Here is a 20,967-nt window from a genome sequence, read left to right as displayed (position 1 = left end):
CGCGGCAAGCTGTCAGGTAAACGAGGTATTTGCCCTGAAATTTAAGTGCTTACACACGCCGTTACAGCTGGGCGAAACGCCAGTATTGGACGTTGTGTGTAGGACTTTTCAAATCTACATGAGAATTACTATAAATTAGACGGCCTCAAACTGCCATCACCGCATTGCCCGCGCCGGCGGCTCCGCGCCTGCCAGGGTGAATCCGGTGCGGGGCTTAAATTTTTTTTCATGGTCCTCGTTTCCTATCAACACATGGCCTGTTGTTCAGCAGGTCGCCCAGGCTTTCCGCCCCATCGCCACGGGGCTTATCCAGAGGACACTGGAATGACACAGGCAATTGCATCGCCCGCGGTTCACGACCTGATCGGTATTGGTTTCGGTCCCTCGAACCTGGCGCTGGCCATCGCCCTGCAAGAGCGCGAGAAAGCCCAGGGCAAGCTCGATGTGCTGTTTCTCGACAAGCAGGCCGACTACCGCTGGCACGGCAATACCCTGGTGAGCCAGAGCGAGCTGCAGATTTCCTTCCTCAAGGACCTGGTGACCCTGCGCAACCCCACCAGCCCGTACTCTTTCGTCAATTACCTCAAGGCCCACGGGCGCCTGGTGGACTTTATCAACCTGGGCACCTTCTACCCGTGCCGCATGGAGTACAACGACTACCTGCGCTGGGTCGCCGGGCAATTTACCGAGCAAAGCCGCTATGGCGAGGAAGTGCTGGCCATCGAGCCGATCCTGCATCAGCAGCAGGTCGAGGCGCTGCGGGTGATCTCCCGCGATGCCCATGGCGAGCAACTGGTGCGCACCGCACGTTCTGTGGTGGTCAGCGCCGGTGGCACGCCACGGATTCCCGAGGCGTTCAAGGCGCTCAAGGATGACGGGCGGGTGTTCCACCATTCCCAGTACCTGGCGCGCATGGCCCAGCAGCCGTGTGTCGAGGGCAAGCCGATGCGCATTGCAATCATCGGCGGTGGGCAGAGCGCGGCCGAAGCGTTTATCGACCTGAACGACAGCTTCCCCTCGGTGCAGGTGGACATCATCCTGCGCGGCTCGGCCCTCAAGCCTGCCGATGACAGCCCGTTCGTCAACGAAGTGTTCTCCCCGGAGTTCACCGACCTGGTGTTCCAGCAGCCCAGCAGCGAGCGCGAACGCCTGGTCAACGAGTACCACAACACCAACTATTCGGTGGTGGACCTGGACCTGATCGAGCGCATCTACGGGATTTTCTACCGGCAGAAAGTCTCCGGCATCGCCCGCCACGCATTCCGCACCCTGACCACCGTGGAAAAAGCCAGCGCCGGGCCCTTGGGCATCGAGTTGCTGGTACGTCACAACGCCACCGGTGAGACCGTGATCAACCACTACGATGCGGTGGTCCTGGCCACAGGTTATGAACGGCAGATGCATCGCCAGTTGCTGGCGCCGCTGGAGGCCTATATGGGTGACTTTGAAGTCAGCCGCGATTACCGCGTGGTCACCGACGAGCGCTGCAAGGCGGGCATCTACATGCAGGGCTTCAGCCAGGCCAGCCATGGCTTGAGCGATACGTTGCTGTCGATCCTGCCGATTCGCGCCGATGAGATTGCCGCCTCGCTGCACGAGCATGACCGCAGCCTGGGCCAGGCGCGCTCGGTGCGTGATGTGCTGCTGGCCACCGCGAGCTGACAGCGTTGCAGATCGTTCCCGCGCCCGCGGGAGCGATGCCTGGCTGAACCCTGGCTGAAGAACCCGGCGATTCGCCGCACTGTCACTTTCCTCCCGCAGACTGCGGGCGTAAGCTGCGCCGGTTTTCAACCATAGCGCAGACCTTCGTGAACAGACTTTCGAGTGACAGTTGTCGACCAGGCTTGGCCAGCTGACGCGCATCCCCGTGCCGTTGCCTCGCCGATCAAGCGAGAAGCGGCCTTTGGGTAGCGAACCGTCCTGGTTCCTGCCTGATCCCCCTTTTTTCGACGCTGATTCTGCGGGCAATCAAAGGGAGATTCATCATGCAAGCCCTCAACAATATCAATCTGGATTCCCTGATCGACACCGTGGTCAGCCTCAGCGCGGCTTTCATCCTGGGTGGGCTGATCGGCTTTGAGCGCCAGTTCCGCCAGCGCACGGCGGGGCTGCGCACCAACGTGCTGGTGGCGGTGGGGGCGGCGATCTTTGTCGACATGGCCAACCGCCTGGCCGGGGCCGAAGGGGCGGTGCGGGTGGTGGCGTATGTGGTGTCCGGGATTGGCTTTCTCGGCGCCGGGGTGATCATGCGCGAGGAGGGCAACGTACGCGGGCTCAATACGGCGGCCACGCTGTGGACTTCCGCCGCCGTGGGCGCCTGCGCCGGCGCCGACCTGATCCTCGAGGCGTTCCTGGGTACCTGTTTTGTGCTGGCGGCCAACACCTTGCTGCGGCCGATCGTCAATAACATCAACCGCCAGCCTTTGGATGTGGTGTCGGCGGAGGTCACCAATATCCTCTACGTGATCGCCCGGCGCGCCCAGCAGCAGGCGGTGATGGCCTTGCTCGAATCGGAACTGGCGCGCTGCAACTACCCGGCCAGTGATGTCGACGTACGGCCATTTGGCACTGAGGAGGTGGAAATCGAGGCGACGCTGGCGGCCAACTCGGTCGACGGTGACGAACTGGACGCCCTGGTGGCGCGGATCTCACAGTCGAACCTTGTGGTGCAGGCCTTCTGGAGCCCCAGCACCACCGACTGAAGCAAACCCTGCATCCCCCAAAAAGCCGCCTCCTGTCATAGGGGGCGGCTTTTTTTATTGAATTTGACTACGCTTTTTGAAGGATTAATCCTACAAGTGCGCCGGATTTTCCCTTCGGGCGAAACATCATTCCGTTGTTAATGTTGCGCCGTTGCACCTAACCAAATTCCGTTGAAACGTTCTGTGTAGACAGTGCCGCTGGTCGGAACTGGTATTTCTCACAGGTACAGGGGTTTCGTGTGATGTGTAAGGGTGTTGGCGCCCCTGAAATGAGTGGTCGCCAATGAAGCAACTAAACAATCGTGGTGTCTTCCCAGGGAGCTGCATGAGCAAAGCGCTAATCGTGGATGATCATCCGTTCATTCGCTCTACCGTCAAATACCTGTTGCGCCAGGAGGGCTTCGAGAAGATTTTCGAAGCTGCCAACGGTGCCGACGCCTTACAGATTGCCAGGGAGGAGCGACCGGACCTGGTCATCCTCGACCTGGCCATGCCCAAGTTGGGCGGGCTGGAGGTCATCAGCCGGATCAAGGCATTGGGCCTGCCCTGTAAAATCCTGGTGCTGACCTCCTATCTGGCAGTGTTCTTTTCCACTCGTTGCATGCGCGCCGGGGCGATGGGCTTTGTCGCGAAAACCGGTGAACTCGATGAGCTGCAAAAAGCCATCAAGGCCGTCATGTCCAACTACAGCTGCTTCCCCAGCCTGCCCACCAGTTCGGTGCGCAAAGACGACTTGCAAACCACTGAACAGCAACTGGTAGAGGCACTTTCCGACCGCGAACTGATGGTGCTGCAAAAGCTCGCCCTGGGCCTGGGGAACAATGAAATCGCCAAGGACATGCTGTTGAGTCACAAGACCATCAGTACCTATAAAACCCGGTTGAAGGAGAAACTGCGCATGTCTTCGGTGGTGCATTTATCCAAGTTCGCCCAGCGCAATCATCTGATCTGAAATGTCGACCTCTCTGGGCAAGTGGCTCGCCGTACTCTGGCTGGCGGGCCTGTCACTTACCGTCAACGTGGCTCTGGGAGAGCCACAGGCTTTGCATCTGTTGGGGCATTCGAGCCTGGAAGCGCCACAGGTGAACCTCAATGAGGCGGACTGGCGCTGGTTGCGCCAGCGCCGCACGTTGGTGATGGGGGTTTCCGCTCCCGACTACGCGCCCTTTGATCTGACGAACAACAACGACGAACTGGAGGGGATTACCGCCGATTATGCGGCGTTGATCGCCCTGGCTCTCAACGTCAAGGTCCAGGTGCAGCGCTATGAGCACCGCGACGAAGCCATCGCCGCCCTCAAGCACGCGGAGGTGGACTTTGTAGGCACGGCCAACGGCTACGAGGCGGCGGACGGCCAGTTGAAGCTGTCGCGCTCCTACGCCAATGACCAGCCGATCCTGGTGACGCGGGTGGGCGATAGCCAGTCGCTGACGGCCGACCTGGACGGCAAGCGCCTGTCCATGCTTTATCACTACATGCAGCCCGGTGCAGTCGCGGCCTTCTACCCCAATGCTTCATTGCATATCTATCCGTCGGCCTTCGAGGCGATTGGCGCAGTGGCCTTTGGCCAGGCGGACGTCTACCTGGGCGATGCAATCAGCACCAACTATCTGATCAATAAAAATCATCTCAATAACGTGCGCATGGCGGACTTTTCCAGCCTGGAGGTCAACCCCTTTGCGTTCGCGCTCGCCGGCGACAATGAGCGGCTGCTGCGTATTGTCAATGCGGTGCTGGAGGTGATCCCCGCCAATGAGCAGATGGAGATCCTGCGCCGCTGGAGCGCCGGTAACCTGGGGGTGGTCGGCCGCGAACGCCTGCGCCTGAGCGCCAGTGAGCAACGCTGGCTGGACAAGCACCCACGGGTCAGGGTCACGGCGCTCGACAAATTCCTGCCGCTGTCATTTTTCAACGACCGTGGGCAGTTCCAGGGCTTGAGTGCCGAGGTACTGGCGCAGGTCAGCTTGCGCACCGGCTTGAAGTTCGACGTGATACGCGGCGGTTCGCTGCCGCGCCAAGTCGAGCAGGTCAGCGAGGGCGACGCGGACATGATCGCGCTGATTACCCCAAGCATGTCCCGGGAGGACAAGATCCGCTTTACCCGGCCTTACCTGAGCAACCCGTTCGTGCTGGTCACCCGCGATGATGAGCGCAGCCCGATCACCATGGAAGATATGACAGGTAAGCGCCTGGCGGTGATTCGCAGCAGCGTACAGCGGGAAATCATCAGCCGGGAATACCCCCAAATCATCCTGGTAGACGTCGACGGCCCCGCCGAGGCCATGGCCCTGGTGGCCAGTGCCGGGGTCGATGCGTCGGTCAATGCGCTGATGATTGCGCGCTACATGATTGCCCATAAATACCGTGATCGCCTGCGTATCACCAGTACCGTGGGCGCGCAGCCAGCGCGTATCGCCTTTGGCGTGGGGCGCGGCCAGTTGGAGCTGTATTCGATCCTGGAAAAGGCACTGCTGAGTATCTCTCCCCAGGAAATGGACGAGTTGACCAACCACTGGCGCAGCGAGGTGGTGATCGACGACAGTTACTGGCTGCGCCACCGCGACACGATTATCCAGGGGTTTGCGCTGGCCGCGCTGCTGTTGGCGCTCACCCTGGGTTGGGCCATTTACCTGCGCAGCCTGATACGCAAGCGCGGCCAGGCCGAGCGCGCGCTGAGCGACCAGATGCGCTTTATGAGCGTGCTGATCGACGGCACGCCGCACCCGATCTATGTGCGCGACCGCATGGGGCGGTTGATGGCGTGCAACAGCGCCTACCTGAATGTATTCGGCTTTTGCCTTGAAGATGTGATCGGCAAGACCGTGGTCGAGACCGACACCGGCAACCAGCCCCAGTCCCAGTCCTACCATGAAGACTACTTGCGCCTGATGGAGCGCGGCGAGCCGCAGATTCACGACCGTGTCCTCAAGGTACCTGGGGGCGCGACCCTGACCATTTACCACTGGATGCTGCCGTACCGCGACGGTGACGAGAAGGTCGTGGGCATGATTGCCGGCTGGGTCGATGTCAGTGAACGCCAGCGCTTGCTGGGGCAATTGCAGGAGGCCAAGGAGGGTGCCGACGCTGCCAACCGGGCCAAGACCACGTTCCTGGCGACCATGAGCCATGAAATCCGCACGCCGATGAACGCGGTGATCGGCATGATCGAGCTGGCGTTGAAAAATGCCGAGCAGGGGCGGATCGACCATGATGCCCTGGCCGTGGCCTCCGACGCTTCGCGGGGCATGCTGGAATTGATCGGCGATATTCTCGACATCGCGCGCATCGAGTCCGGCCATCTGTCCCTGGCCCTGGAGCCATCGAACCTGCGTGAGTTGCTGGCCTCGGTGGCGCGCATCTTCGAAGGGCTGGCGCGGACCAAGGGCCTGGTGTTGCAGGTGGCACTGGACCCGCTGCTTGACCGGCATGTACTGATCGATCCGCTGCGCTTCAAGCAGGTGGTTTCCAACCTGTTGAGCAACGCCATCAAGTTCACCGCCCAGGGCCATGTGCGCTTGAGCTGCAGTGGCTCGCCTGCGGTTGCCAATGGTTATCTGAGCCTGCGGCTGGTGGTGGAAGACACGGGGGTAGGCATCAGCGTCGAGGACCAGATGCGCCTGTTCAACCCGTTTGTCCAGGGGCGCAATACCGACCAGTCGGCGCGCAGTGGCTCTGGCCTGGGGCTGGTGATCAGCCGCAGCCTGTGTGAAATGATGGGTGGCCAACTGAAGTTGAGCAGTGTGCTGGGGCAGGGTACTCGCGTGGAGGTCACGTTGGCCCTGGCCGTGGCGTCTGCTGCCGCGGCCCATCACGAGCCGGCCGCTCTGGATGCTCCGCCGGCCCATAGGTTGAATATCCTGGTGGTGGATGACTACCCGGCCAATCGCCAATTGCTGACCCGCCAACTGAGCTTCCTGGGGCACCGCATCACTACGGCCGAAGATGGTGTGCAGGGCCTGGAGTACTGGCGGGCCGAGCGCTTCGATGGGGTGATCACCGATTGTAATATGCCACTGAAAAACGGCTATGACCTGGCGCGGGAAATTCGTGCCGACGAGCGTGCCCGTGGCCTGGCGCCTTGCCTGTTGCTGGGGTTTACCGCCAATGCCCAGCCCGAGGAAACCGAGCGTTGCCTGGCGGCGGGGATGGACGGTTGCCTGTTCAAGCCGACTGGCCTCGACGACCTGCATGCGGCGCTGGCTTCGCGTACGGCCCTGCCTTCGGTCAACGAGCCGCAGGCGGCCGAGGCGATCCAGACGATCGATCTGGGCCGCTTGCTGAAGTTGACCGGTGGCGATATGGACGCGATCAGGGAACTGTTGGAGCCGCTGCTCGACAGCCTCGCCGAAGACCGCATGCAACTGCCGGCCTTGCTGCAACAAAACCACTACGCACAGTTGCATGACCTGGCCCACCGGACCAAGGGCGGGGCGCGCCTGGTTGAGGCGCAGGCGTTGGTGAGCGCCTGTGAGGCCCTGGAAGCCGCCTGTGAACAGCGTGATCGGGAGGCGTTGGCCTTGGCGGTGGCTGGCGTGCAAGCAGCCATTGATCAGTTGCATCAGGCCCTGGCGGACTATTGCAACCGGGCATAAGAGTAGGAAGTGCGAGAGTGTTTAGGAGAACTCCTACGTGCAGAGGGAACTACGCTGATTTTGCTATCGAAATATGTCTGAAAAAGTAGGCCGCTCCTTCAAACCACGAGCGCTGCCTGCTCAGGGACCTGCCATGCCCACCAAAGCACTGACCATCCTGATCGCTGATGAACAGCACCTGCAACGCTTGCACCTCGAGAAAATGCTCAACCAACTGGGTTACTACCGGATCGTCCCGGTGCAGACCTTCGATGAAGTGCTGATCCTGACCGATATTCCAGCCGAGCCATTCGATGTGCTGATTATCCATGCGGGCCTGGCCGCCAGCGCGGGTGACGCACTGGCGTTCCAGCAGGTGCGCCATGTGCTGGTCTATGACGACCAGCACAGCGGGGCGCCGGCGTCCCAGGCGATGATGCGTTTGCCGGGGTCGCCCGACAGCCTCACCCTGGAGCACTTCATGGGCATCATCGACCCGCCGTCACCGGCCAGCGGCTTGCGGGTCTTGCCGTGGCTGCGGGAGTTGGCGCGCAGCCCGGCGGTTTAGCTCAGTCCCACTGCGGCGCAATGCCCTTGGGGCTGGTCAGGCGCTGACCGCGCTCAAGGCCTGCGATCTGCGCCATATCGGCTTCGCTCAAGGTCAGTTGCACGGCCTTGAGGTTGCTCTGCAGGTTGGCGCGTTGGGTCGAGGATGGAATCACCGCGTACCCCAGTTGCATGGCCCAGGCCAGGGCCACCTGTGCCGGTGTGGCCTGGTTACGCTCGGCAATCGCCTGGATCACCGGGTCTTTGAGCACCTCGCCGTAGGCCAGGGTCATGTACGAGGTAATCTGGATGCCGTGGCGCGTGGCGAAATCCACCACCTTGCGGTTTTGCAGGTACGGGTGCAGCTCGATCTGGTTGGTGGCGATATTCTCGGCGCCGACGGCGGCGATGGCTTGTTCCATCAGTGCCACGGTGAAGTTGGAAATGCCGATCTGCCGGGTCAGGCCCTGGCGCTTGGCTTCGAGCAACTGCCCCATGAACTGGGCGACGGGCACCTGGTTTTCCGGCGACGGCCAATGGATCAGGGTCAGGTCCAGGTAGTCGGTCTTGAGCTTGCGCAGGCTTTCCTTGAGGCTGGGGATCAACTGGCCTTCGGCAAAATTGGCGATCCAGATCTTGCTGGTGATGAACAGCTCATCGCGGGGGATACCGCTGTCAGCGATAGCCTGGCCGACCTCGGCTTCGTTCTCGTAGATCTGCGCGGTATCGATGACCCGGTAGCCCAGGTCCAGGCCAGTGCTGACGGAATCGATGACCACCTGGCCTTGCAGGCGGAAAGTGCCAAGGCCGAATGCGGGAATAGACATGAGTGACTCCTGTGGTGGCGTGAACAATGGCCTCGAGTATCTGCCCCGGGCCCCCGCGGAAACACCCACGATTGTTCAAATGACTCTTGACCACAAGTCACGAGTCGCCGGCAAGCCCGCTCCTACAGGGTGTTGAGCTGGCGCGTCAGGTCCAGCACCACTTTGCCGCTGCCGACAGTGGGCACCAGGTGGGTAAACGGGATATCGATCATGCGGTTTTCCCGCACCGCCCGCAGGCGCGACAGCACCGGGTCGCGGGTCAGCAACTGGCGTTTACGGCTGGCCGGGGACCATACGGCATCGGCCAGCAGGATCACATCCGGGTCGCTCATCAATAACGTCTCACTGCTGACCGTGACCCGGTATTGATTGATCCCGGCCAACAGGTTGCGCGCGCCGGCGGCGGCCAGCAGGGCAGTGACGAAACCTTGCTGTCCTTCGCTGTCCAGGCCGTTGACTTCACTGTCGAGGTAAAACACCGACAAGGGTGTTGCCGGCTTGGCCAGTGCCCGGGCGCTGGCCAGGTCGGCGTCCAGGGCGGCAATCAGCTCGCGGGCGCGCTGCGGCTTATGCAGCAGGTTGCCCAGGGTTTGCAGGTCTGTGCGGATATGCCCGAAATAATCCAGGGAGTGCCCGGCACAGGCCGATTCCAGCAGATACGAAGCCACGCCATTGCCCGCCAGCCCAGTGCGTGAAGTAATGCCGCTGCCAAAGGCCGTGGCAAAACCGCCCACCACCAGGTCCGGCCTCTGCCCATACAACACTTCGCTGGCCGGATAGCGCAGTGCAATCACCGACACCCCCAAATACTTGCCCTGCTTATGCGCGGCGCCGTTGTCATCCAGGTACGCCACGCCCACCAGCGCCGGGCCGGCGTCCAGGGCCAGCAGCATATCGGCAGCGTGTTGGTTGAGGGCGACAATCCGCGCCGGCGGTGCATGGGGCAGTTGCCAATCCTGCTGGCAGTTGCGGTAGTCGTGCGCAATGGCCGAGGCACTGCACAACAGGGCGATGGCAACGCCTGCCAAACGTTTCATGGATGCTCCCGGATCAACAGTTCCTCGACCACCTCGCCGCCCACCAGGTGCACATCCACCAGGCGCACGGCATCGGCCTTGCTGTGCACCCCATACCAGCAGCGCTGCGGGTACACCGTGAGCACTGGCCCCAGGTTGCAGGGGAACTGGCAATGGGTGCGCGTCAGCAGCACACCGCCAGGCACTTCGATGTGCTGGTGCTCCAAAAGGCGCCGGCGCAGGGTTTTCCACAGTTGCAGGGCGCCACGCTGGGTGCAGCGCGGGCCGGTGCACAGCAGCACATGGTGGGCATGCTCGGGGATACGGGACCAGTCGGGGTGGGTGTCCACCCCGTCGATTTGCGTGATTTCAGTCATCAGAAGCGATACGTGTAACGCACCTCCGTGGTGAACGGCCGGCCCAGGTTGTCGACATTGCTGGAGCGGCTGGTGACGTAGTCGCGGTCGAACAGGTTTTCTACCAGCAGGCTCACGCGGTGTTGATGGGCAGGGTCGAGGTAGCGATAGGCGTCGGAGTCCACCACCGAATAGTGGCCGTATTCGACTCTTTTCGAGCTGATCACATCGTGGATATAGCGGATCGCCGCGCCGGCGCCCCACAGGCGGTTCTGCGACTCGAAACCCACCCGCGAGCGGGCAAAGAAGCTCGGCACGTCATTGAGGGTGACCCCGGCGCGCGATTCGGTCAGGTTGCGGGTCATGTCCGCCTGCAAGTTCCACTGGTCGTTGAGCGCCAGCTTGGCGTCGGCCTCGAAACCGCGCACCTGGATCTGCCCCTGGCCGTTGACCCAGTGGCTATCGTCGAGGGTGATCAGGTCGGTGATCTTGCGCTTGAACAGGGTCACGCTGGCGCTGAATTCACGGTCGGCCAGCAGGCCCTTGTAGTCCAGGCCCAGCTCGGCGTTACGGCTTCTTTCCGGCTTGAGGTTGCGGTTGCCCAGCTCGTCGCCGGGTTCATTGACGAACAATTGCTCGGCATTCGGCAGCTTGTAGGCCGTACCGTACTGGCCGCGCAGGGCCCAGTTGGGGTTGAGGTCGTAGAGCGAGGTGAGCATGCCGACGGTGGCACTGTCGCCGCCGCTCATGGTTTCGTGGCGCACGCCGATGCTCGGATGCCAGTCGGGCAGGGCGTCGATCTGCGGGCGCAGCTGGGTGTACAGGGCGTGGGCCTGGGCCTTGTTGTCGTCGATCACCAGCACGTCGTCCTGGCCCTTGAACCACTGGTTGTCCGAGCCGAACACCAGCACATGGCCGCCCGTAAGCTCAGCCTTGCCTTCGGCCTGCACGCCCCAGTCGGTAAAGCCCCAGTAGTCATTGTGGTTGCGCACCACGGTGCCGCCGTCGGCGGTGTTGTTGACCCTTGAGTAGCGAGTGTCCCAGTCGTTGATATGGCCCTTGAGGAAGTAACTCAGCCGCTCGTTGATGTTTTGCTCGAAGGTCGCCGTGGCAATCTGCTGCACGCGGTCGTTGGTGGTCTTGCGGTTGTTGGTGGCGCCGGCAAAGTCCAGGTTGGCATCGGAGTACTGGTAGAACAGTTCCAGGCGCGAGTCATCGCTAAAAGACTGGATGGCCTTGGCGCCGAGGGTGGTGACTTCGTAGGAGCGTTTCTTGTCGGTGACGTTGCTCATGTCGCGGTTGCGAAAGGGCTGGTAGCCCTCGGACACGTTATGGCTGACATAGGCCAGCAGGCCCAGGTCGCCCAGGCCATTGGTGAAAATCCGCTCGGCCCGGGCATCACCCGTGGTGCCGCCAAAGGTATCGCCGCCCAGGTTGGTTTCGCCGGACACCTCACGGGTCTGCGGGGTGCGCGTGACGATATTGATCACGCCCGCCACGGCCTGGGTGCCGAACAACAGGCTCTGGCCACCCTTGAGCACTTCGATGCGCTCCACGGCGTTGGCCGGCAGGGTGTCCAGGTACAGGCCCCCGTACAGGCGGTTGTTCAGGCGTACGCCGTCGAGCAGGATCAGCGTGTCGTCGTTGCGCCCGCCCAGCAGGGAATAGGTGCCGTAGTCGAACGGGCCGTTTTTCGGCGCGACGTAGAAACCGGGGATAAACATCTGCATCGCCCGCGTGATATCGGCGCTGGGGCCGGCGCGTTCGATCTGGGCGCGGGTGACGATCTCGACCTTGCTGCCGTATTGGGCCATGTCGGCCACGGTGGTGGACTCCACCGACGGTGCCAGAATGGTCTGCGGCTTGAGTTCCAGGGCGCTGTTGTCAGCCAGTAGCAGGGGGCTGAACAGGCAACCCAACAGCAGGGTTGGGCCAGAAGTGACGTAACGTTGAAAAATCATAGTCTTCTCGAAAGTATCTTCGCAGAAGCACGCAGGAGAAAGTATCGAGCACACGCCAATACCGGCCCATGCCCGCCCACCGCAGGATTTTGCCAAACACACATTCCAGGCCGGTCTCCGGGCTCTCGCGTATCGAACCCTTCACCTTCCCATGGCGCTCTGGCCACAGTGGTGTGTCGAAGGGGTCACGCGAATACCGTTGCGGGGGCAGCACCGGACTTGCTCGAACGAGCGTACCGGTTTCCCGTTTCACCTCATGCACGGCGGCATGCGGCACCTGAAACAGGGCCGCATCTGAACATTCGCCGCACCGTTCGTCAATGTGCCGAACCGATTGCGCAGCGCCGCGTGCTTGCCTGGGCTCAGCGATTGGCCGCGCGAGGCGGGTAGTGGACGGGGTAGTAGGAGAACAGCAGGTACTCCAGCGGGTTACGGATCATGGAGATGTCCGTACGATCCTTGACGGTTTCCACGCTGTCGTACTGCGCATAGGTGTCGCTCACCAGTCTGGGCCCGTCGTGCGGCCCGTGCATCTGGATGCCGGTCTTGAACTCGGCAGTCACCAGTTCGGGGCTGGGAGTTACGGTCACCGTGCCGACAAAGGCCTTTACCGGCTTGTTGATCAAGCGCTGGAACTGGGCGGCAAAGGAGTTTTCGGCGCCATTGCCGGAGTAGCACACCAGCAGGCGCACGTTGTCGAACTGGCTGGGGTCGATGCCTTTGGCCAGCAGGTGGGCGTGCAGTTGTTCGGGGGTGTGTTCGGCGCCGTCATAGAGGATGGTTGAGCTGGCGCCGGTCAGGCGCTCGGTGACGCTCAGGTCGCGGCCATGGGCGTTGATATTGAGCCGGGGTTTGCCTTTGTATTGGTCTTCAAAGGTAAAGAGGTTGCCTTTGACCAGTTGCATCTTTTCCATCGTGCCCTTCATGACCTGCAGGCGCCGGACCTTCTGGCCATTGGGGGCCTCGACAATGCTGTTGCGGCTGGCGCTCACGGGGGCGCCGACTCGCCTGGCCGCAGGCCGCGCGGGCGTCTGGAGTAACAGCATTGCCAGGTTGACCAACAAGTCGGCCATGGCCGGGGCTTTGTTGCCGGTATCGTCGTCGGCCAGGGTCTGTAGGTCACTGAGAATGCCCTGGAACTGCAACGCCACGCCGATGGCCGCGCCCGGCCCGCGCAGTGCGGGCAGCACGGCGTTGAGCAGCAGATAACCGCCCTCTTTGAGCGTGGCCCAGCGGCTTTCGTCATCGGAGACCGACTGTTGTTCGGCAATGCTGGTCAGGCCCAAGGCATTGGCGTCGTACAGGTGGTTCATCAGTTGCCCGGTTTGCAGCTTCTCTTTGAGTGTATTGGCCGCCTCGTAACCGCCGGCGGCCAGCTTGGGCTCGGCAGGCACGGTCTCACCGTCGCCCACGCCAAAAATGCTGGTGGTCTGGAGGCTGGGCTCCTTGAAACTCCAGGCCTTGTAGTACGCCCGGGTCGCGTCATCGGGCAACCAGGCCAGGATGTCTTTTTGCAGGCGGCCTGGTTGCTGGATGGCTTGGAGCAATGCCTGGCGCGTCGGAAATTGCAGCAGCGGCGCATCGGCGATCAGCGGGCGGTAGAGGATATGCGGGCCCTTGGCACTGTCCTCGGGTTCGATCAGGTACATATTGTCGACCACATCGGGGCTCTTGCCGGGGCCCGGCACGAATGCCAGTGGGCGGATTACGATCTCCTGGCCGTCGACGCGCTTGGTGCCGGGGGCGGGGTCGAGGATGGCCTGGATGTAGCTCAAGCCAGTGGTATCGACACCGGATTGTTTGTTGACGGCCAACTCCAGGGCCTTTATTTGCAGCTCTACTGGCACTTGCTCGGCAAACAGGGCCAGGCGTTCGGCCTTTTTGGTGCGCTCGTCTTGCAGTTCGCGTTTGAGCAACAGCGGGTACTTCTTGCCGACGTCGGCGTCCTCGATCAGCTTCTGCAGGACGCCATCCTTTTCAAGTTCGGTGACGCGGGTGTTGCCCGGCTTGAGGTAGACCTCCACGTCTCGACTGGGCAGGCCCGAGAGGTTGCGCAACAGGGCGTCGGTGAGGCTCATGGACTCGCGATGAATGCCGCCGCTGATCACACCACCGGGCGAGGTGCCGCCCACCGCAACCTTGAACACCACCTGCAGATCCTTGGCGGGATGGTTCACCGCCTTGAGGTTATCGAAAGTCTGTTCGGCAAAGGGGCGGATATCGGGAATGTCGCTGTTGTAGGTGCGGCCCTTGTTGCGCTGGTGGATGCTTGCCAACTGCAGGCTCAGGTCATGCAACACAAAACGTTCGGCCTCGCTGGCGTTATTTACCCAGCCCGGCATTTTGCGTGTGGGCCGCTCGCCCGCCACCGGGCCGTAGGCCGGGCTGCTGCTGAGCACATCACCCAGGCCCTGTTCGATGAGGGTCTGTGCCTGGGCGACGAACGGATCTGCGTCGATTTTCTTCAAGGTGTTCAGGCGCCCCGTGCCTGGGGCTTGTTGGCTGAGGTGTTGCGCCCGGGCGGCGTCGAACGCGGCGTAGGAGTCATAGGGGGTGACGGTGCCGTTTGGCGCGCACAGCAACAGGATCAAACGCTCGCCGATATGGCGTTGCACCAGCAGGTTGGGGGAGGCGGTTTCGCTGGCGTCCGGGTGTTGCCGTGTAACGCTGCCAAGGGCAAATACGGTGATGTCACTGTTGGCGGCGGGAGGTGGGCGTGTCACCAGTTGGTCCAGGGTTTCGCGTTGCGCGTCATCCAGCCCCGGCTGTTTGAGCCCGGCCAGGCGCAGATTGTTGCGCAACAACTCACTGACCAGCGCCTGCCGATCGCCGGCGAATGGCCCGGCCGCGGTGCTGAACGCCGGTTGTGCCCAGTAGCTGCGCAGGTCGCTGGCCATGGCCTCGCTCAACTGCGTGGGCAGCGCGTGCAGGGCGGCTTCAACGGCTTTCAGATTGATCGGCAGGGGCGTGTCGGGGGTGTTGCCCGTATGGGCGAGCAGGTCCGGGCGGGTGTCGACCAACTTGCTGTTGTCGGGAAAGCTCGGCGCGTCCTCGCCGCTCAGGTAGTTCAAGGCCACGGCCGTGAGGGAGCTGCGCCGGAAGTGCCCCGGGTTGGCCGGGTCGGGCTCGGCGTAAGCGATCTGGTTGATATCGAAGTCCAGGCCGGGAGAGACCTTCTGAATGGCCTCGGTGAGCAGTCGTTGCACAACCGAACGCACATCGGGTTGGCCGTCAAATTGGCGGCGAACGGTCTCGGTTGTCGGGTTGAGGGCCTTGGCAGGCCCGGCCGCAGTGGCACTGGTTGCCTGGTCGAGGCGTTCAATCGCAAGGCGCCGTTTTTGCTGGAGGGCGCGTGTGGGGGCAGTGTCCGTGGGGCTACTTGCGCTTAACGCCGGGAAACCACTGCGGTTGAGTACCGCGCAGCGCTTGAGGGTTTCCAGCAATGTGCCGTCTGCGGGTGTTTCACCATAGAAGTTCAAGATGTCCTGGAAACGGACCGCGTTGTAGTGCGGGTGACGGACCCTGTCTGTCGACCCTGCGGCCAGGTTCCGGGCCTGCGCGACGATGTCGGCCGCGACGGCTGACCAGCCGGAGTCGTCGCTCAGGGTGAAGCGTTTTTCGAGCATCACCCCATTGGGATCGGTGACCTGGCAGACCAGATCGCCGGTTTGCGGGGCAATGCTGACACTGGGCAGGTCAAGTTTGTGCTGTTGCGCAAAGCGCAAAAAAGCCTCGGCGTTCAACGCCTGTTCGAACGCCTGGCGGGTTTGGCCCATCGTCGAGAACGTTGGCAGCCGGCCTATGCTCCCCCCGGATGTTCCGTGCCCAGGCAGCCGGGTTTCGGGGTGCCCGGAGCTCAGGTCGCTGCTGCACAGCCTGGCCAGAAACAGATCGCCTGCGCTGATTTTTTCCAATGAGCTCTGCTGGGGCAACGACGGGCTCTGATCGCGGGCCGCAACGGAGTCGATCGCATCCCGCTGCAGTTGCTTGGCGTGTTGGTGCTCGGGGCGGTTGTAGCGCGGCTGCTCAGAGCCTGGGTAAACCAGGGCGGCAAAGCCATGTTCGGTCTGTAGGCGGCCAATATAGGTGAGGGTGTCGGCCTTGGTATTGGCGAAGGAGTCCCCGTAGAAGTCGCTTACCACGTTGGATGACGCGCTGTGTTCACCGGCGTATTCAAACGACTGTGCAAGTGTCGGGGCCAGCACCCGCGCAGCCGCTAAAACGTCGGCGGATGCCTGGTCCCAGCCGCTGTCGTACGAGGTAAACGTGGCCGGTTTGTCGTTGACGGTGCAGTCCAGCCACCCCGACCTGGGGTTGAACGTAAAACGTGAGGTGTCGATATGGTGTTCTTTGGCAAATGTCGCAAATGGCTCGCTATTCACGGCTTGAGTGAGGCGCGACCAGGCCTGGCCGAAGGTCGAGTCGGCGGGAATAGCGTCCACCTGCCTGGCGCTGGGGCTGTCTTGCCCGCCAGGCTCAAGGGAAATGACCCGGCTCATCAAGGTGGCGGCCAACAGGCACGCCAGGTCGCTATCGGCTTGCCTGACCAATGACCGGGCTTGTTGCTGGGCGTCGAGGCTGATAAACGGCACCCTTCCTAGGGGGGTCACATCGCTGGGTTGCGCGGGTGCCGGTTGCACGCTTGGGTAGGTGTCCGCAGGGGCGAGGGCGGGGCGGGAGTCGGTCAGTCTCATGGGCATTCCTTGGACAATAGGGGAGGCTTTTTGGGTGGCGGTCGGTTGCCCGCGGTTCCGCCCCGAGCGCCAACCCATGCGATAGATAATGTGTCGCACCAACCGCTGTACTATGGTGAGGCCGCTTCGGCGGTCGACCCTTCCACTACCTTCAACCTCGCGGGATTCTGAATGCAGGCCACTCGCTTGACCCTGATCGCCCACGCCCCTACGTGCGCCCGTAAACCGGCACGTTTTGCCCTGGACGAGTCATTGCAAATGGACTGGCAGCAGGCACGCCTGTCCCAGGCGCAGCGCTTCAAGCGGGCACCGCGCCTGCTGTGTGGACCGGAGGCGCGAACCCGGCAAACTGCGGGGTTGTTCGGCGAGTCCGCGCAGGTTGAACAGGCGTTACGTGACTGTGATCTGGGGCGCTGGCAAGGCATGGCCATCGATGCGATTCAACACGCTGAACCCGAGGCCTTGCAGGCCTGGCTCACGGACAGCACGGCAGCGCCCCATGGCGGCGAGTCCGTGGCCCAGTTGTGCGAGCGAGTGGCGCAGTGGCTAGGCACCCTGGAACAGGCGCCGGGCCATGTGCTGGCGGTGACTCACCCCTTTGTGATCCGTGCTGCGTTGCTGCATGCGCTGCAATGCCCCCCGGCTATGTTCAATCGGATCGATGTGGAACCGCTCTCTAGCACTGAGCTGCGTTTCAATGGCATCTGGCGCCTGCGCCTGCAAACGCGCGAGACCTGAGCGGCGCGAACATGGCAAAATCCCCGCCCCGCACTGAGAACCCCGTCATGAAAAAAATCCTGATCATCGGCATTGGCGCCGGCAACCCCGACTACATCACGATGCAGGCGGTGAAGGCGCTTAACCGCACCGACGTGTTTTTCCTGATGGACAAGGGCCAGAGCAAGGACAAGCTGATCGACCTGCGACGGGAAATCTGCCAGACCTACATCGACGCCGGGCACGTCTACCGCTTTGTCGAAGCCGACTGCCCCGAGCGCGTGCGTGGCGAGATTGACTACACCACGGCCGTGCAGGATCTGAACCGCGACAAGCAACAGACGTTCGAGCGCATGATCAACCAGGAAATGGCCGACGGCGAAGTGGGCGCTTTCCTGGCCTGGGGCGATCCGGCGTTGTACGACAGCACCATCCGCATCCTGCAGGCGATCCTGGCCAGTGGCAGCAGTGAGTTTGAATTCGAGGTCATCCCCGGGATTACCAGCGTCCAGGCCTTGGCGGCCCAGCATAAGGTGGCGTTGAACCGCATTGGCCGGTCCATCGAGATCACCACCGGGCGCCGACTCGCGGCGGGGCAAGCCAGTGATGCCGATACGCTGGTGGTGATGCTTGACGCCGAGGACTCCTACCGTAGCGTCGCGGACCAGGAGATGGACATCTATTGGGGCGCGTACCTGGGCACCCCGGATGAAATCCTGATCAGCGGCAAGGTGGCCGAGGTGGCCGACGAAATCGAGCGCGTGCGCAAGGCGGCGCGCCAGGCCAATGGCTGGATCATGGATACCTACCTGCTGCGCAAGCCGTAGGGGGGAATGCAATAAACAAAGTGGGAGCGGGCTTGCCCGCGATGGCGGGGTGTCAGTCAGCCTATGTATTGGCTGATACACCGCGATCGCGGGCAAGCCCGCTCCCACATTGGATGTGTGGTGCTTGGGGGATTGTCACTTGCCGCTGGTAATCTGCCTGACCAGCAGGCCATGCCCCGCTACATCCTCGGCCCGGGAAATCGCCTGGATCACCAGCAATCGGTTGCCGGAGCCGGCAAGGAAGGTCGAGTTCAAGGTCTTGCCGCCGCCCATGCTGGCGGTGCCATCAATCTGGCGCAGGCCCACGCCCTTGATCAGCAGTTTCTTCTGCGCCAGTTTTTTGTAGTCCGGCAGGCTGGTGCCTACGTCCTTGAGGAAACCTTCAGCCGCGCTATCGAGAAACAGCGGCTCGTCGTCCTTCAGGTCGATACCGTCGTTGCGCAAGGTCTGGGCCACCACCACCACGCTTTTTGACGCCTGGTTGATGTACATCGTGCCATTGGCGCCCGCGGTGCCCTGGGCTTGTGCGCCGGCGGGGAGGGCGTCGGCCACGTAGCCCTTGGGCAGGGTGAAGGTGAACTTGCCGTCCAGGGTCGAGACGATCTGGAAGTCGTCCGGCGGCGCGGCGGCCGGCTTGGCAGCCGCGAACAGCGGGCTGGCGCCCAGGCTGACAGTCAGCGCCAGGGCCAGGCGGGCGGCGGTTTTGCTGAGGGTGAGCATGAGGTCTTCCAATGGATGAACGAAATTGCGCTGTATTCTGTCAGAAAATTCGCAATATCGTTCAGATCCATCCTCAGACCTTTCCGGACTCTTCTTCGAGGCGGTCCATTTCAAACAACCGCGCCAGTTCCGCACGGGCTTCCTGGGCCGACTGCATCACCTTGGCCGCATCGTCGTACACCGCGTGCTGCGCTGTCAGCAGTTGCAGGTCGTGATGCTTGAAACGGTTGATCCGCGCATCGGCCTGGGCCTCGCTCAGGCCCAGGCCGACCAGGGTGCGGCGGCTCATTTCCAGGCTGGAATAGAACGTTTCGCGCACCGGTGACGCGTCCAGGTCCACCAGGCGATGCACGTGCTGGCGGTTACGGGCGCGGGCGATGATTTTCATGTGCGGGTAGAGGTTGCGCACCAGTTCGGCGGTCTTGATGTTGATCTCTGGATCATCCATGGCGATCACGAAATACTCGGCCTGGTCGACCTTCGCCGCATGCAGGATTTCGGGTCGCTGGGGGTCGCCGTAGAACACCGGCATGCCGCCGAAACTGCGGGTCAGCTCGATGGTTTCGACCGAGGTGTCGAGGGCGATAAACGAGATGTTCTGCGCCCGCAGGATCCGCGCCACGATCTGCCCCATGCGGCCCATGCCGGCGATCACCACCCGTGGCGCATCGCTCTCGATGGCGCGGTATTCTTCCGGCACTTCCACCGGCTTGGCCTTGGGCCGAAACAGCTTCGGGCACAGCAGTAACAGCAGCGGAGTGAGGGCCATCGACAGGGTGATAGTCAACACCAGCACGTCGTACAGCTGCGGGGCGAACAGGCCCTGGTCGCGGCCGATCTTGAACACCACAAAGGCAAATTCACCGCCGGCCGCCAGCACTACGCCCAGGCGTACTGCGCTCTCGCGGTTGAGTTCGCCGACCATCTGCCCGACCGCGTACAGCAGCGGCAACTTGATGGCGATCAGCAGCAGGGTCAGCCCCAGCACCACAAAGGGCGTGCTGAACAACAGGCCGATATTGGCGCCCATGCCCACGCTGATAAAGAACAGCCCCAGCAACAGGCCCTTGAACGGCTCGATCTGCGATTCCAGCTCGTGGCGGTATTCCGAGTCGGCCAACAGCAGGCCGGCGAGGAACGCGCCCAGGGCCATGGACACGCCCACCAGTTCCATCAGCCAGGCGGTGCCAATCACCACCAGCAGCGCGGTGGCGGTGGACACTTCGCGCAGGCCGGTCTTGGCGACGATCCGAAACACCGGCCGCAACAGGTAGCGACCGCCGATGATCACCACGGCGATGCTGCCCAATACCTGCAAACCGTGGTTCAGGTCCTGGGCGGCGGTGGTGGTGTGGTCGCTGCCGGCCAGCAGCGGCACCATGGCGATCAGCGGGATCGCCGCGATGTCCTGGAACAACAGGATGGCAAACGCCAGGCGCCCGTGGGGGCTGTTCAGTTCCTTGCGTTCGGCCAGGCTTTGCAGACCGAAGGCGGTGGAAGACAGCGCCAGGCCCAGGCCCAGCACAATCGCGCTGTTCCACGACTGGCCAAACGCCCAGAGCGCCACGGCGCCCATCACCATGGCAGTCAACAGCACTTGTGCCAGGCCCACGCCAAACACGGCCTTGCGCATCACCCACAGGCGTTTGGGCGACAGCTCCAGGCCGATGATGAACAGCAACAACACCACCCCAAGCTCAGAGAACTGCGCGACGCTTTGCGGGTTGCCCACCAACCCCAGCACCGAGGGGCCGATGATCACACCGGCGAACAGATAGCCCAGCACCGCGCCCAGTTTCAGGTGCTTGGCCAGGGGTACGGTGAGCACCGCCGCTAGCAGGAACACCACGGCCGCTTGTAACAGGTTGCCTTCATGGGGCATCGCTTACTCCAGGATCGTTGAGGCGAATCGACAGGGCGCTATTAGAGCGCGCTTTTATGCGGTTGAATCTGAATTTTTGCCGAGGTAGGGCGCTGTACGCCGGCGCCTGTTGGATGTCGTCCAAATCCTACAAGGCACTTACGAAAGT

14 protein-coding genes and 1 riboswitch are annotated in these 20,967 nt (G+C 62.4%); of the genes, 7 read left to right on the top strand and 7 right to left on the bottom strand.

The features are described 5' to 3' along the window. The first annotated feature begins 324 nt into the window (after nucleotides 1-324). The 5 genes from HBO11_RS24705 (at nucleotide 325) to HBO11_RS24685 (ending at nucleotide 7,841) form a co-directional block, all read left to right on the top strand. Complete coding sequence (locus tag HBO11_RS24705; protein WP_169954758.1) at nucleotides 325-1,662, top strand: SidA/IucD/PvdA family monooxygenase; 1,338 nt, start codon at nucleotides 325-327, stop codon at nucleotides 1,660-1,662. A gap of 323 nt (nucleotides 1,663-1,985) precedes the next feature. After that, nucleotides 1,986-2,702, top strand: a complete 717-nt coding sequence (locus HBO11_RS24700; RefSeq protein ID WP_169954757.1) for an MgtC/SapB family protein — start codon at nucleotides 1,986-1,988, stop codon at nucleotides 2,700-2,702. A gap of 325 nt (nucleotides 2,703-3,027) precedes the next feature. Continuing rightward, complete coding sequence (locus tag HBO11_RS24695) at nucleotides 3,028-3,654, top strand: response regulator transcription factor (RefSeq protein WP_169954756.1); 627 nt, start codon at nucleotides 3,028-3,030, stop codon at nucleotides 3,652-3,654. A gap of 1 nt (nucleotide 3,655) precedes the next feature. Further along, nucleotides 3,656-7,294 carry a transporter substrate-binding domain-containing protein gene (locus HBO11_RS24690; RefSeq protein ID WP_169954755.1) on the top strand — a complete coding sequence of 1,213 codons (3,639 nt, stop codon included), beginning with the start codon at nucleotides 3,656-3,658 and terminating at the stop codon, nucleotides 7,292-7,294. A 133-nt stretch (nucleotides 7,295-7,427) separates the two neighbouring features. Then, nucleotides 7,428-7,841: a chemotaxis protein CheY gene (locus HBO11_RS24685; protein WP_169954754.1), complete on the top strand. Its 414-nt coding sequence runs from the start codon at nucleotides 7,428-7,430 to the stop codon at nucleotides 7,839-7,841. A gap of 1 nt (nucleotide 7,842) precedes the next feature. Here HBO11_RS24685 and dkgB read toward each other — a convergent pair whose 3' ends face one another. The 5 genes from dkgB to HBO11_RS24660 all read right to left on the bottom strand — a co-directional run bounded on the left by dkgB (nucleotide 7,843) and on the right by HBO11_RS24660 (nucleotide 16,673). Then, nucleotides 7,843-8,646, bottom strand: coding sequence for a 2,5-didehydrogluconate reductase DkgB (dkgB, locus tag HBO11_RS24680; RefSeq protein WP_169954753.1), 804 nt, complete (start codon nucleotides 8,644-8,646; stop codon nucleotides 7,843-7,845). Between the two features lie 122 nt (nucleotides 8,647-8,768). Then, nucleotides 8,769-9,683 (bottom strand): ABC transporter substrate-binding protein, encoded by a 915-nt coding sequence (locus tag HBO11_RS24675; protein WP_169954752.1) that lies wholly within the window; start codon nucleotides 9,681-9,683, stop codon nucleotides 8,769-8,771. Next, on the bottom strand, nucleotides 9,680-10,039 hold the full coding sequence (locus HBO11_RS24670) for a (2Fe-2S) ferredoxin domain-containing protein (protein ID WP_169954751.1): 360 nt from the start codon (nucleotides 10,037-10,039) through the stop codon (nucleotides 9,680-9,682). The genes HBO11_RS24675 and HBO11_RS24670 overlap by 4 nt, the downstream gene beginning before the upstream one ends. Then, a complete protein-coding gene (locus tag HBO11_RS24665; protein ID WP_169954750.1) occupies nucleotides 10,039-11,979 on the bottom strand; it encodes a TonB-dependent receptor in 1,941 nt (646 codons plus the stop codon). The genes HBO11_RS24670 and HBO11_RS24665 overlap by 1 nt, the downstream gene beginning before the upstream one ends. Before the next feature lie 90 nt (nucleotides 11,980-12,069). Next, a riboswitch (cobalamin riboswitch) is annotated at nucleotides 12,070-12,275 on the bottom strand. A 66-nt stretch (nucleotides 12,276-12,341) separates the two neighbouring features. Then, nucleotides 12,342-16,673: a DUF6543 domain-containing protein gene (locus tag HBO11_RS24660; RefSeq protein WP_169954749.1), complete on the bottom strand. Its 4,332-nt coding sequence runs from the start codon at nucleotides 16,671-16,673 to the stop codon at nucleotides 12,342-12,344. A 171-nt stretch (nucleotides 16,674-16,844) separates the two neighbouring features. Here HBO11_RS24660 and HBO11_RS24655 point away from each other — a divergent pair, with 171 nt between their 5' ends. Then, the gene (locus HBO11_RS24655; protein WP_169954748.1) at nucleotides 16,845-17,411 is read left to right on the top strand and encodes a histidine phosphatase family protein; all 567 of its coding nucleotides are present in this window, start codon (nucleotides 16,845-16,847) and stop codon (nucleotides 17,409-17,411) included. 47 nt (nucleotides 17,412-17,458) lie between these two features. Further along, the gene (cobF, locus tag HBO11_RS24650) at nucleotides 17,459-18,217 is read left to right on the top strand and encodes a precorrin-6A synthase (deacetylating) (protein WP_169954747.1); all 759 of its coding nucleotides are present in this window, start codon (nucleotides 17,459-17,461) and stop codon (nucleotides 18,215-18,217) included. Nucleotides 18,218-18,352: 135 nt separating this feature from the next. Here cobF and HBO11_RS24645 read toward each other — a convergent pair whose 3' ends face one another. Beyond that, nucleotides 18,353-18,937 carry a hypothetical protein gene (locus tag HBO11_RS24645; protein ID WP_169954746.1) on the bottom strand — a complete coding sequence of 195 codons (585 nt, stop codon included), beginning with the start codon at nucleotides 18,935-18,937 and terminating at the stop codon, nucleotides 18,353-18,355. Between the two features lie 73 nt (nucleotides 18,938-19,010). Then, entirely contained in the window at nucleotides 19,011-20,819 is a 1,809-nt protein-coding gene (locus HBO11_RS24640) for a monovalent cation:proton antiporter-2 (CPA2) family protein (RefSeq protein ID WP_169954745.1), read from the bottom strand. Between the last annotated feature and the right edge of the window lie 148 nt (nucleotides 20,820-20,967).

It is taken from the genome of Pseudomonas sp. WS 5010, assembly GCF_012985565.1.
Lineage (GTDB): Bacteria > Pseudomonadota > Gammaproteobacteria > Pseudomonadales > Pseudomonadaceae > Aquipseudomonas.
The sequence above is the reverse complement of the archived record's forward strand: the minus strand, read 5'-3'. Positions and strand labels throughout refer to the sequence as shown.